This is a genomic window from Streptomyces wuyuanensis (genome assembly GCF_900103455.1).
GTDB classification, from domain to species: Bacteria; Actinomycetota; Actinomycetes; order Streptomycetales; family Streptomycetaceae; genus Streptomyces; species Streptomyces wuyuanensis.
Genome location: NZ_FNHI01000003.1, coordinates 286,717 through 299,909, shown reverse-complemented (window position 1 = coordinate 299,909; position 13,193 = coordinate 286,717). Strand labels below are relative to the sequence as shown.

The 13,193-nt window shown below is 72.4% G+C and carries 10 protein-coding genes; 3 read left to right on the top strand and 7 right to left on the bottom strand.

Features of this window, described 5'->3' with window-relative positions; genetic code table 11:
- Positions 1–190: 190 nt before the first annotated feature.
- The gene (locus BLT82_RS06785) at positions 191–2,638 is read right to left on the bottom strand and encodes a SpoIIE family protein phosphatase (RefSeq protein WP_093652921.1); all 2,448 of its coding nucleotides are present in this window, start codon (positions 2,636–2,638) and stop codon (positions 191–193) included.
- 130 nt (positions 2,639–2,768) lie between these two features.
- Complete coding sequence (locus BLT82_RS06780; protein ID WP_093652920.1) at positions 2,769–4,841, bottom strand: ATP-binding SpoIIE family protein phosphatase; 2,073 nt, start codon at positions 4,839–4,841, stop codon at positions 2,769–2,771.
- Positions 4,842–4,973: 132 nt separating this feature from the next.
- Between BLT82_RS06780 and BLT82_RS06775 the strand changes: the two genes are divergently transcribed.
- The 3 genes from BLT82_RS06775 to polX all read left to right on the top strand — a co-directional run bounded on the left by BLT82_RS06775 (position 4,974) and on the right by polX (position 9,045).
- Complete coding sequence (locus BLT82_RS06775; RefSeq protein ID WP_093652919.1) at positions 4,974–5,609, top strand: cysteine hydrolase family protein; 636 nt, start codon at positions 4,974–4,976, stop codon at positions 5,607–5,609.
- A 250-nt stretch (positions 5,610–5,859) separates the two neighbouring features.
- Entirely contained in the window at positions 5,860–7,200 is a 1,341-nt protein-coding gene (locus BLT82_RS06770; RefSeq protein WP_093652918.1) for a hypothetical protein, read from the top strand.
- A gap of 123 nt (positions 7,201–7,323) precedes the next feature.
- Positions 7,324–9,045 (top strand): DNA polymerase/3'-5' exonuclease PolX, encoded by a 1,722-nt coding sequence (polX, locus tag BLT82_RS06765; RefSeq protein WP_093652917.1) that lies wholly within the window; start codon positions 7,324–7,326, stop codon positions 9,043–9,045.
- Between the two features lie 10 nt (positions 9,046–9,055).
- Here the strand turns inward: polX and BLT82_RS06760 are convergent, their stop codons facing one another.
- The 5 genes from BLT82_RS06760 to BLT82_RS06740 are packed head-to-tail and all read right to left on the bottom strand — an operon-like array spanning position 9,056 to position 13,185.
- Positions 9,056–9,850, bottom strand: coding sequence for an endo alpha-1,4 polygalactosaminidase (locus BLT82_RS06760; protein ID WP_093652916.1), 795 nt, complete (start codon positions 9,848–9,850; stop codon positions 9,056–9,058).
- A complete protein-coding gene (locus BLT82_RS06755) occupies positions 9,847–10,512 on the bottom strand; it encodes a spherulation-specific family 4 protein (RefSeq protein WP_093652915.1) in 666 nt (221 codons plus the stop codon). The genes BLT82_RS06760 and BLT82_RS06755 overlap by 4 nt, the downstream gene beginning before the upstream one ends.
- Positions 10,509–11,423 carry an NAD-dependent epimerase/dehydratase family protein gene (locus BLT82_RS06750; RefSeq protein ID WP_093652914.1) on the bottom strand — a complete coding sequence of 305 codons (915 nt, stop codon included), beginning with the start codon at positions 11,421–11,423 and terminating at the stop codon, positions 10,509–10,511. The genes BLT82_RS06755 and BLT82_RS06750 overlap by 4 nt, the downstream gene beginning before the upstream one ends.
- Positions 11,424–11,430: 7 nt before the next feature.
- Complete coding sequence (locus BLT82_RS06745; protein ID WP_093652913.1) at positions 11,431–12,144, bottom strand: sugar phosphate nucleotidyltransferase; 714 nt, start codon at positions 12,142–12,144, stop codon at positions 11,431–11,433.
- A 39-nt stretch (positions 12,145–12,183) separates the two neighbouring features.
- Positions 12,184–13,185 carry a GDP-mannose 4,6-dehydratase gene (locus tag BLT82_RS06740; protein ID WP_093652912.1) on the bottom strand — a complete coding sequence of 334 codons (1,002 nt, stop codon included), beginning with the start codon at positions 13,183–13,185 and terminating at the stop codon, positions 12,184–12,186.
- Positions 13,186–13,193: the final 8 nt, after the last annotated feature.

The window sequence follows — 13,193 nt, the reverse complement described above, 5'->3', positions numbered from 1 at the left end:
CGCAGTGGAGCGCTGTGGACGCCGCGGCGGGCGACCGGTCCCGGTAGGGGCGCCGGCCCACCGCCGTACGGTGCCCGGCCGCCGCCGGTCTCCCTTCCGCACGGCCGGGCCGCACCACATCGCGCGGGCCCGTCCCTGCCCCCTTTCGCCCGATCCGCCGCACGGCCCCGGGGCACGCCCCGCCGCCGGCTCAGCGCGCCTTGGCCAGCCGCTCGCGCGGTGCCAGGGGGATCTCCGCCCACACCTGCTTGCCGCCGCTGAGCGGCACGGCTCCCCACGACGCCGTCGTGGCCTCGACGATGAGCAGCCCGCGGCCGCCGGTCGCCTCCCAGCCCTGGTCGGCGGGCTTGACGGGGCTGCGGGGAGAGGCGTCGTTCACCGCGATCCGCAACCGGTCGGCGGACAGCGTGAGATCGAGCCGCACCTCGCCCTGGGTGTGCGCGATGGCGTTCGTGACGAGTTCGGACACGACCAGCAGTGCCCCGTCCAACTCCTCCTCCGCGCCCCAGGAGCGCAGGGTCCGCGCCGTGAATCGCCGGGCGTGCATGACCGCGTTGGGCAGCCGCCACACCGTCCAGTGGGTCCGCATCGGCCGGACCCGGGTGCCGTCGTAGCGGAGCAGCAGCAGGGCCACGTCGTCGTCGCGCCGGTTCACACCCACGACCAACTCGTCGGCCACCCGCCCGGCGTCGGCGGGGTCGGCCGTGGCGAGCGTGTCGCACACCCGGCGCACGCCCTCCTCCAGGGTGAGGGCCGCCGACTCGACCAGACCGTCCGTCAGCAGCATCAGCAGGGTGCCGGGCACCAGGCCCGCCTCCGTCATCGGGTACTCCTCGTCGGCGAGAACACCGAGCGGGGGCCCGCCCTCGACCATCAGCTCCTCGGTGCTCCCGTCGGGGTGGCGGATCACCGGATGCAGATGCCCGGCACGCACCAGCCGGGCGATGCCCTCCTCCATGTCGAGGTCCACATAGAGGCAGGTGGCGAACAGATCGGTCTCCATGCCGACGAGCAGCCGATTGGCGCGGGCGACCACCACGTCCGGCGGGTGCCCCTCCACCGCGTACGCCCTGACGGCCGTGCGCATCTGCCCCATGATGGTCGCGGCGCCCGCGCTGTGCCCCTGGACGTCCCCGATGACCAGTGCCACATGGCCGTCGCCGAGCGGAATGACGTCGTACCAGTCGCCGCCGACCTCGAGCCCCGCCGTGGCAGGGAGGTAGCGGGCGACGGCCTCACCACCGGGCAGCTCGGGAAGCTTCCTGGGCAGCAGGCTGCGCTGGAGCATGGTGGCGAGTTCGTGCCCGGCGTCCAGCGCGTGGGCGCGCATCAGGGCCTGGCCCACCAGGGCCGCGGCGGCGGTCAGCAGCGACCGTTCCTCCGGGTCGAACCGGTGCTCCTCGTCCCACCCCACCAGACACACCCCCACCATCCGTCCGTCCGCCCGGAGCGGCAGCACCGCGAGGCCGCCGCGCCCGATCTCCGCCAGCGCCGGCTCGAGGTCCGCGCCCGCCGGCCACAGGCTCACATGCCCCTCGCGCAGCGCACCCTCGAGCGTGGGCATGTCGTGGATCGAGAGGTCCGGCCATTCGGAGCGCCATTCGGAGCGCCAGACCGAGGGCCAGGCGTCGGGCTCCGGCGGGTCCAGGATGGTGACCACCAGCCGGTCGCCCTCGCGCTCGGCGACCGCGACCCGGCTCGCCTCCAGCGGACCGCGGAGCGAGGCCACCACCAGCCGGCTGACCTCCCGGATGGTGCCGGCCCCCGCCAGCTTGGCCGACAGCCGCTGCACCACCGAGACCTCGTCGGCGCTGGGCCGCAGATAGGCGGCGTCGGCCACCACGCCCAGCACCCGTTCCGGTGTGCCGTCGGCGCCCACCTCGACCCGGCAGCGCAGACCCAGCCAGCGCAGCTCTCCGCCGGGCCGGCGGATCCGGAACGCCAGCTGCTCGGTCGCTGCGGACATCCGCCCCGGCTCGACGATCTCCATCAGCGCCGGGATGTCATCGGGGACGGCGCTGGCCAGCAGGGTTTCCACCCGCCCGTCGAACTCCTCCGGGGGAATCCCGAGGAGCTCCAGGACGTACGCGTGGGCCTCCATGCGCCCGGTGCTCAGCTCCAGGATGAACGCTCCGCCCTGGAGGGGGACCAGGGCGGCCTGGGCCAGGTGCGTCTGCGGCGGTGTGCGGCCGGGTATCCGGGCGGCTGCCGATTCCAGACCGGCGGCGACCTGGTCGGCGTAGAGCTCCAGCAGTGCGCGGCGGTCGGGGCTGAAACCGTCGGTGACTTCGCCCGCGACTATGAGACAGCCCAGTTCGTTCGCGCCCCGGCCGAGCGGCAGCGCCCCGAGCGAGATCCGGGCCGTCGTCTCCGCACCCTCCCCGCGGCGGCCCGGGAAATGGTGGGGGTCGAGCTCGACGTAGGCCGCCAGTTCCTTCGGGTTCAGCCAGAGCGGGCGGCCGGCCCGGTAGGCCTCGGCGGCGGGGGAGTGGCCCTCCACGGCGATGATCGCCGGCAGGCCGTACAGCATCCGGCGGTCGCCGGTCAGCTCGGCCAGATGGAGTTCGCGGCCCCCGCCGGCGAGGACGTAGACAGCGGCCAGCTCAGCCCCGCAGAACGCAAAGCGATGCCTGGTCACCGTCTGTTCCGCCTCCTCGCGCGGGCAGCCGCCGAGGGCCGTCCTCCCTCCATGCTGTCGCGCCCGGGACCCTCTGGGCGAGTCAGGACGGAGGGCGGCGCATGCCGCGGCTCTGTGGTGTGCGTGGACCCTACCGGGCCGCACCGCCCTGGATCACCTGTTCCGACCAGATGGTCTTGCCGTCTCCGGTGGTCCTGGTGCCCCATCGGTCGCTGAGCTGCATGACGATGAACAGTCCACGGCCTCCTTCGTCCGTTGCGGTGGCGTGCCGCATGTGCGGCGAGGTGCTGCTGGCGTCCGAGACCTCGCAGATCAGGGTGCGGTCGAGGATCACCCGCAGCTCGATCGGGCCCTGCCCGTAGCGGATCGCGTTGGTCACGAGTTCGCTGACGATCAGTTCGGTGGTGAAGACGGTGTCCGGCATGTGCCAGGCCTGGAGCTGGTGCTCGATCAGCCGGCGGGCCGTGGCGACGACCGACTCGTCCCGGGGCAGGGTCCAGCTGGTGACCCGGTCCGCGGGCAGCGCGCGGGTTCTGGCCAGCAGCAGCACCGCGTCGTCGGTGGGACGGCGGGGCAGCAGCTCGTACACCGCGGAGTCGCAGAGCCTTCCGAGGGACTCCTCGGGCTGGGCGAGGATCTGCTGGAGCCGGGCCCGTGAGTTCGCGGCGTCCCGCCCTGGAGTGCTCACCAGGCCGTTCGTGTAGAGCGCCAGCAGAGTGGACTCCGGAAGTGTGGCGGTGGCGGAGGCGTAGCCGCCGCCCGACGCGCCCAACGGGGGACCGTTGGGTATCTCGAACTCCATCGTGGAGCCGTCCGGCCCCAGCACCACGGGGAGTGGATGACCGGCACGGGCGGCGGTGCAGAGCCGGGACACGGGGTCGTAGACGACGCAGACACAGGTGGCGAGGTAGTCCGAGGACGCCTCGTCGCCGTGGCCGACTGGCGTCCGCGTGCGGGTGAGGAAGGTGGCCGTCTCGTCGAGCTGGTCGAGCAGCTCGCCCGGTTCCAGGTCCTGCAGGGCGAGCGTCCGCAGGGCCGTGCGGAGCTGGCCCATGGTGGCGGCGGCCTCGATGCCGTGACCGGCGACGTCGCCCACCACCAGTGCGACCCTGGCCCCGGACAGCGGTATGACGTCGTACCAGTCCCCGCCCGCGCCCTCGGGGAGATAGGCGTACGCCGTGTCCACCGCGGTCAGCTCGGGGGCACGTCCCGGCATCAGCCCCTGCTGCAGCGCCGTCGCCACGCTGCGCTCGCGGGCGAAACTGCAGGCGTTGTTGAGGTGCAGGGCGGCCTTGGTCACCAGTTCCGTCGACAGGGCGAGGTCCATGTCGTCGAACAGCTCGGGACGTTCGAAGCGGTAGAGGGCGGCCACCCCCAGCAGCGTCTCCCGCAGCATCAGCGGGATCACCACGAGGGAGTGGACGCCCGCGGACACGATCGGGCCGCCCCGTTCGGGGTCCGCGCCCAGCCAGGCGTCGTTCGCGTCGACGTCGGTGATGAGCCGCGGCGTGAGGTCGTTCAGGACCTGGGAGTACGGGGTGTGGGCGCCGAAGGTGTTGAGCTCGCCCAGCCGGGGCCCCTGGTCACGACCGAGGACGGACCGGAACGCGGCCCGGCGCAGCGGGGTGTCGGCAGGCAAGGGGCCGGGGCGCAGCGGACGCCCGCGCAGCGCGTCGTCGAGCAGGTCCACCGCCGCCGCGTCGGCGAGCCGGGGGACGAGGACGTCCACGAGCTCGTCCGCCGTGCGGTACGCGTCGAGGCTCGTGCCGATGGACTGCCGGGCCTCGTGGAGCAGGTCCAGCCGGCCGAGGGCCGCCTCGCGTTCCGTGACGTCCTCGACGATGGCGGCCAGACCGAGTATCTCCCCGTCGGCCGCTTCCAGTCTGAAGATCGACAGGGACACCGTCATGTCCCGGTCGGGATCGGCGAGGGGTCTGCCCCTGATCAGGCGGTCGCGGACCACCGTCCCGGTGCGCAGTGCGTCCTCCGCCAGGGTGACGATCGGGTCGCCCGTGAAGCCCTCGGTGAGTTCGGCGATGGTCTTGCCCAGCACGTCCTCGGGAGGGATGCCGCGCACCCCGGGCGCGGCGCTGTTGAACCGGACGACCCGCAGCTCGGTGTCACACAGGAACAGGCCGTGCGGTGCCTGCGTGAACAGGGCATCGAGGATGGCCGAGTCCCGCCGCTTGTCGTCTCCGTCCACAGTTCCACGATGGCCGTCGCGGTGGCGGGGGCAAGTCGGCGCAGTTCGGCGGTGCCCGCAGCGGGCTTCGTGGTGCACCCCTCCCGGTTCCGGCCTACGGTCGGAACCGGGGGACGCACACGGGAGTTCGCCATGGACGACGGCTACGCAAGCGACAGCACCGCTCTTCTTGTCGTTGACCCATACAACGACTTTCTTTCCGAGGGTGGGAAGCTGTGGCCGCGCGCGAAGGCCGTCGCCGAGCAGGTCGGGCTGCTGGACCACATGCGGCAGGTGCTCGCGGCCACCCGCTCCCGCGGGATCCGCACGCTGTTCGTCCCGCACCGGCGGACCGCTCCCGGCGACTACGACGGCTGGGCCTTCCCGTCCCCGTCCCAGGCCGCGACGCGCGGCGCCCGGATCTTCGAGGCGGGCTCCTGGGGCGGTGAGTTCCATCCCGACTTCCAGCCCCTCGACGGGGAACTGCGGGTGCAGGAGCACTGGTCCGCGAGCGGATTCGCCAACACCGACCTCGACCTCCTGCTGAAGCAGCACCGCATCGCGAAGATCGTGCTGATCGGCATGCGCGCCAACACCTGTATCGACACCACCGCGCGCTTCGCGCAGGAACTCGGCTACCACGTCACGCTCGTGCGGGACGCCATCGCCGCCTTCCGGCCCGCGGAGATGACGGCGACGTTCGAGGTCAACGCGCCCACCTACGCCCACGCCGTGGTCACCGCGGACGAGTTCACCGAGGCCCTTCCCCCTGCCGGGACCGCCTCCTGACCGCACTCCCGCCCGGTCGTCGTCGAGGCCTCTCCCGACGGCCCCGCACACCACTCCGGTGCCTGCCGTGCGGATCCGGCCGGCTCCGTACGGCACGCCGCACCGGCCGCCGACGGCCGCCGCCCGGAACTCGCCCGGCGCCCGGAACGCACAGGACGCCGGGACTCACCTGACCGGCCCTTCCCGGCTCGCGCACCCCCAGCCCCCGGGGTCAGCTGATGTCAGCCTGCCCGACAGCCGAGGAGTGCGCATGCCGGACGGAACCACCGGCTCCGAGGGACGTGACCTGGAGCAGCTGCGGGCCCGTATCGCGGCCCTGGAAGCCCGGGAGCAGCCCCCGGCCCGGCCGCCCCGGCACCGCATGCGCTCCGCCCTCGCCGCCGTGCTGATCGTGATCGGCTGTGTGCTCGCCCCGCTCAGCGCGGTCGCCACCTGGGCCAAGAGCGAGGTCGGCGACACCGACCGCTACGTGGCGACCGTCGCTCCCCTCGCCTCGGACCCCGATGTGCAGGCCGCCGTCGCGAACCGGGTCACCAACGTCGTGATGGAGCACATCGACCTCCCCGCGCTGCTGGAGGACGTTGCCCCGGCAGACCGGCCACGGCTGGACGCCCTGATCGGCCGGCTCGGCGGCGCCCTGGAGAACGCCGTCCGCAGCTTCGTCCAGGCCCGGACCCAGGACATCGTCGCCTCCGAGGCCTTCCAGCGGATCTGGACCGACGCGAACCGAAGGATCCACGCCGCGGTCGACAAGGCCCTCACGGGCAGCGGGGGCGGTGCCATCGAGCTCACCGACAACGCCGTCAAGATCGACCTCGCGCCCGTCATCGAGCAGGTCAAGCAGCGGCTGGTGAACGAAGGGCTCACCATCGCCGAGAAGATCCCCGAGATCCACACCGACTTCACCGTCCTCCAGTCCGAGGAAGTCGGTCGCGTCAAGACCGGGTTCCGGCTGCTCCAGCTCGCGGGCACCTGGCTGCCCATCGTGGCCGTCGTCCTGATCGCCGCCGGGGTGCTGCTCTCCGCCCACCGCAGAAAGGCCCTGGTGGCAGCCGCGCTCGGGGTCGCGGTCGCCACCGCGCTGCTCGGTGCGGGGCTGACGGTCTTCCGGCTGATCTATCTGGACTCCCTGCCCAAGGGCGTGTCACAGCCCGCCGCGACGTCCGTGTTCGACGCCCTCGTCCGATTCCTGCGCACCACCATCCGCAACATCGTGATGCTCGGGGTCGTCGTCGCCCTCGCCGCCTGGCTCACCGGGCCGGGCCGGTACGCCGGTCTCGTACGGCAGCTGTGGACGTCCGGCATCGCCGCCACCCGTGCCACGGCGAACCGGGCGGGCCTGCGCACCGGGCCCGTCGGCCCCTGGGTGCGGCGGTACCGGACGTGGATCACCTGGGTGCTGGTCGCCGGCGCGGTGCTGGCGTACGTCCTGTGGTCGTACCCCACCGCCTGGGTCGTGGTCGGACTCGCCCTCGCCCTGCTCTTCGCCCTCGCGATCGTCCAGTTCCTGGCCTGGGACGACGACGGGGCCGCGCCCGGGCCGGCGGCCCGGGAACCTGCGGCCACCCGGGGACCTCCGGGCGCCCCGTGAACACCGGGACGTCCTGAGCCCGGCACCTCCTCAGGGAGGCCCCCGTGAGACTCCGCCCCCGGGCGGCTCCGGAGGCCGGGTCCCCGCACGGCGCACGTCCGTCCGCCGTGTGACGCTGGATCCATGGCCAGGGCCAACGACGAGATCGAGGCGATCCTCCAGGAGTACGCCGACCTCATCGCCATCACCGGGGGAGATGCCTTCAGGGCCCGCTCGTACGAGAAGGCCGCCCGCGCGATCGGCGGGTACCACGCCGACGTGGCCACCCTCGACCCCAAGGGACTGCGCGAGATCCCCAACGTCGGCAAGTCCATCGCCGACAAGATCGTGGAGTATCTGACGTCCGGGCAGATCTCCGCCGTGGAGGAACGGCGGCAGTCCGTCCCCGCCGGCGTGCGGGAGCTCATCACCATCCCCATGCTCGGGCCGAAGAAGGCCATGGTCCTGTACGAGGAGCTGGGCATCTCCAACGTGGACCAGCTTCTCGACGCGGTCCACGAGGAGCGGCTGCGCGATCTGAAGGGCTTCGGCGAGAAGACGGAGGCCAACATCCTGCACGGCATCGCGCTCATGCAGAAGGCCGGCACCCGGATCCTCCTCAACGCCGCCATGGACGCGGCCGAGCAGATCGTCGCCGAGCTGTCGGGCATCGAGGGCTGCCGGAAGTGCGCCTACGCCGGATCGCTCCGCCGGATGCGCGAGACCATCGGCGACATCGACATCCTGGTCGCCGCGGACTCCTCGGCCCCCTTCATGGATGCGCTCGCCGCCCTTCCGCACACCGCCGAGGTCATCGCCCACGGTGCCAAGAAGACGTCCGTCCGCACCACCAAGGGGCTCCAGATCGATCTGCGGGTGCTGCCGCCCGACTCCTGGGGCGCGGGACTGCAGTACTTCACCGGCGCCAAGGCGCACAACATCCGCACCCGCGAGATCGCCGTGCGCCAGGGGCTCAAGCTGTCCGAGTACGGGCTCTTCGACGCGGAGACCGGCGAGAGGATCGTCTCCTCGACCGAGGAGGAGATCTACGAACGCATCGGGCTGCCCTGGATCCCCCCGACCCTGCGCGAGGACCGGGGCGAGATCGCGGCAGCGCTCCGCGGCGAACTGCCCGTGCCGGTGGCCGAGGACGACATCCGCGGCGATCTGCACACCCACACCGACCTCACCGACGGTCTGGCCCCGCTCGAGGAGATGGTCGCCGCCGCGGCCGCGCGCGGATACTCCTACTACGCGGTGACCGACCACGCCCCGGATCTCGCCATGCAGCGCATGACGAAGGAGAAGATGCTCGCCCAGCGGGACCGGGTCCGCGAACTCGACCGCACGCACAAGGGCATGAGACTGCTGCACGGCACGGAGCTCAACATCGGGCCCGACGGCGACGTGGACTGGCCGGGCGACTTCCTCGCGGGCTTCGACATCTGCGTGGCCTCGATCCACTCCCACTTCAACCAGAGCAGGGAGGCGCTCACCCGCCGCCTCGTCCGCGCCTGCGAGAACCCGTACGTCTCCGTCATCGGCCACCCCACCACCCGCAGGATCGGCAAACGGCCCCCGATCGACGCCGACTTCGACGCCGTGTTCGCCGCCTGCGCCCGCACCGGCACGGCACTGGAGATCAACGCCCACCCCGAGCGGCTCGACCTCGGCGACGAGGACATCCTGCGGGCCAAGCGCCACGGAGTGCTCTTCGCGATCGACTCGGACGCCCACTCCACCACACATCTGCCCTACATGAGGTACGGGGTGGGGACGGCGCAGCGCGGCTGGCTCACCAAGGACGACATCGTCAACACCTGGCCTCTGGCGAAACTGAGGCGATTCCTGAGCCCTCGGGCCTGAATCTGCCCGCTCAGCACGGCCGCCGCCATGCGTCCAGCTCCAGCCGCTTGCGCATGGAGGAGAGCCCCAGCCTCCGGGACTCGGCGCAGAAGTCCCGGTTCGGCAGGGCGTATTCGACGTGGAAGACGGCCTTGCCCGCGGCGATGAAGGGAGTGAGCTTCGCGCACTCGCCGTACTGGGCGCACTCCTCGTTGACCGCGAAGTCGAAGTCCCCGACCAGCTCCGCCACCTGGGGCAGATCGTTCTTCAGCCCGACGGACAACCCGCGGTCGTGGGCGATACGGGCGATCATCCGGTTGTAGGCGAGCTGGTGCGCGGCGGTCAGCGGGAAACCGGTGTCGTTCAGATGGGCGTCCAGCAGATCGGGTTCGACCGCGTCGAAGCCCTTCTCCCGGCACATGTCGAAGCGCTTCTCCATCAGGGGGCGCAGCACGTCCAGCCGTCGGATGTCGAGCCACCGCTCGCCGTCCCAGCCGTTCGGCCGGCCGCGCACGGAGACCGGGAAGTCCGCCTGGTCGGGACGGAAACGCTCCCAGGCCCCCGCGTTGATGTAGCAGATGACCCTGCGCCCGTCCCGGTGCAGCCGTGCGACGTCGTCCGCGCCGTTCTCGAAGCCGTCGACGTCGTACACGGGCACGTCGGCGGCGGACGGGTCCGCGCGGCCGTCGAGCTGCCACTGCCACGCCGTACCGGGCCGTGGCTGCCAGCGGCCCCCGTCCGGTTCGGGCGGGGCGCCGCCGGAGCACCCCGCCACCAGCAGCGCCGCGAACAGCAGGCACAGCCGGGGGACTCGGCGGCGGTTCAAGGGGTCTCCTCCCCGTACAGGACGGGCGGCGGTGCGCCCCAGGGATTGGGCAGCGAACCGGTGACCGCGCAGGACACCGCAGCCCCGCGCTCCCCGGCCGCCCGGCCCGCGACGCCGGCCAGGGCCGTCGGCACCTCGTACACCAGGTGGCAGAACCGCTCCGGAGGATGACGGGACGTCCAGCGGGGACGGGTGAACGACGAGAGGTAGACCGACCAGGGGCCCTCGAAGGTCACCAGCAGGTCGGCGATCCGGGCATATCCCGGCGCGGGGTGCACCCCGTGGTTCAGCACGACGGTGGCTGCGCCCCGCTGTCGCGCGGCTCGGACGAGACGGCGGCAGCCGGGCAGCGCCGACCGGTCGGCAGGAACCTGGTCGAAGAAGCAGCCGTCGGCGTCGTACCACTCGCGATGGCGGTCCAGATCGCCGGTCACCGCCGAATCGGGGCGCACCCCGTAGTCCAGGTCGACATAGCCGAGGATGCGCGTGCCGGCCGCCCGCAGGGCGCGGGCGGCCGACACGAACGCGGGATCGGGCGCCGACCCGGGGCCGTCGGCCGGGTTCAGCACCACCCCGTGGACCCGGTTCCCGGCGGCCGTGACCAGCCGCCAGGCCTCCGGGTCCGCCGCGGGGTGCACATAGAGCGGGACGAGCAGACTCATGCCACCGGGTCCGCTTCCCCGGGGGCACCGAGCGACGCCCACAGCGCGGTGAGGGAGTCCGTCAGGGTGAACCGCGGCTCCCAGCCGAGGGCGTCCCGCGCCGCCGTGATGTCGGAGCACTGCCAGGGCACGCCCGCGGAACGCGCCGAGCCGATGCCCGCCTCGTCGACACGCCCCCGGAACCCCGCCACGGCCACCAGCCCCTGCACCAGCTCCCGGATGCGAACGGCGCGGCCGCCGCCGATGTTGAGGACGCGCGGCAGCGGCCCGGACGCGGTCGCCGCCAGCGCGACCGCCCGGGCCAGGTCGCGCACGTCGACGAAGTCGCGATGGGCGGACAGATCGCCGAATCGCACGACCGCGTCCCGGTCACCTCCCGCCCGGCGCAGCCGCAGGGCGGTGCCGCCCGGCAGGCTCATCGGCGCGGCGCCCGGCCCGACCGGGTTGCCCACGCGCAGCACCACCGCGTCGAGGCCCGACGAGGCGACGGCCACCGTCCCGGCCAGCTTGGTGGCGCCGTACGACGCCACCGGCCGGGTCGGCGCGTCCTCCGTCACCGGCACGCCCGGCTCGCCCGCCCCGTACTCGGCCGCCGAACCGAGGTGCACCAGCCGGGCCGTCGGCGCGGCCTCGCGCAGCGCCGCGCAGAGCACCGCCGGGCCGCGGGCGTTGACCTCGGCGTCGGTCACCGGATCGGCGCCGAGCGACCCGGCGCAGTTGACCACCGCGTCGGGGGAGAGGTCCGCGAGGTTCTCGGCCAGCCGCCCCGTGTCGGCCGTGGCGAGGTCCACGCGGAGGTCGGCGTCCGGGGACCGGCCGCCGCCGAACAGTCGCACGCCCCCCAGCGCGCTGAGCTGTTCGGCGACATGGCGGCCCAGGTACCCGGTGTGGCCCAGGACGAGGATGCGCATGGGGTGTTCAGGCTCCCTTGAGCAGCAGTGACTGGTGGGTGGTGAATTCGGCGTTGGCCCGGTCGTAGTCGTCCGGCCGGCCGATGTCGAGCCAGTAGCCGTCGAACTCGTAGGCCTGCGGCGGGTCACCGGCCTTCAGCAGGTCGAGCACGAGTTCGTCGAAGCCGAGCGGCAGCCCGGCGGTGTAACCGTCGAGCGTGTCGCGGGACAGCCCGTACACGCCCATCGATACGCGGTAGTCCATCGACGGCTTCTCGGCGAAGCCGACCACCTTCCCGGCGTCCGTGGTCAGCACGCCGAAGTCGATGTGCACCTTGCGCGCGTACGTCGCGATCGTCAGCGCCGACCCGCTCACGCGGTGCCGTCCCAGGACGTCGGCGAAGTCGAGGTCGGTGAGGATGTCCCCGTTCATGACGAGGAACGACTCCGGCAGCCGGTCCCGCATCGTCAGCAGCGGGCCCATGGTGCCCAGCGGGTTCTCCTCGGTCGCGTAGTCGATGCTCATGCCCCATCGGGAACCGCTGCCGACGTAGGCGCGGATGATGTGGCCGAGATGGCCGACGGCGATGGTGCAGCTCGTGAAGCCGCTCGCCGCCAGCTGGCGCAGCACGATCTCCAGGATCGCGTGCCGGTCGCCGATCGGGACGAGCGGCTTGGGCAGCGCGGTGGTGTACGGGCGCAGCCGGATGCCCTTGCCTCCGGCGAGAATCACTGCGTGCACGGTAGCCCCCTGTGAGTACGGCGGTCGTCGTCCGCCGGGTCAGATGTTGTAGATGCCGGTCTTGTAGCGGGCGAGGTTGGCTGGGTCGCGGAAGAACTCCACCGTCCGTGCCAGTCCCTGCTCCAGGTCGAGGGCCGGAGCCCAGCCGGTCGCCTCCCGCAGCCGGGTCGCGTCCGCGACCAGCCGCATCACCTCGGAGTTCGCGGGCCGGATGCGCTGCTCGTCCTCCCGGACGTCGAGGTCGGTGTCCATCACCTTGCCGACCAGCCGCACCAGGTCCCCGACGGAGATCTCGCCGCCGGTACCGGCGTTGAGGGTCCTGCCCACGACCGCCTCGGCCGGTGCCGTTCCGACGGCCAGGAATGCCGCGGCCGTGTCCGCGACGTAGGTGAAGTCGCGCGTCGGCCGCAGGTCGCCGAGGGTGATCGTGCGCTCCCCGGCCGCGACCTGCCCGATGACGGTCGGGATGACGGCCCGCATCGACTGGCGGGGTCCGAAGGTGTTGAAGGGCCGCAGGGTGACCACGGGGGTGCCGAAGCTGGCGTGGTAGCTGTCGGCCAGCCGGTCCCCGCCGGCCTTCGAAGCCGCGTAAGGGGACTGGGTGTTGATGGGATGGTCCTCGGTGATCGGCACGGACTGCGCGGTCCCGTACGTCTCGCTGGTGGAGGTGTGCACCAGCCGCGGGGTCTCCAGTGCCCGCACGGCCTCCAGCACATTGAGCGTGCCCGTGACGTTGGTGTCCACGTAGCTGTGCGGGGCGCGGTAGGAGTAGGGAATCGCGATCAGCGCCGCCAAGTGGTAGACGGCGTCGGCTCCTTCGGCGAGCCCGCGGACCGATCCCGGGTCACGGACGTCGCCGAGCACGATCTCGACCTGGTCGAGGACGTCCTTCGGCAGGGTCTCCAGCCAGCCGTAGGAGGAGAACGAGTTGTACTGCGCCATCGCGCGGACCCGGTGTCCCGAGGCGACGAGCGCCTCGGTCAGATGGGAGCCGATGAAGCCCTCGGCTCCGGTGACGGCGGCGAGCGGTGCTGTTGTCAACTGTCTTT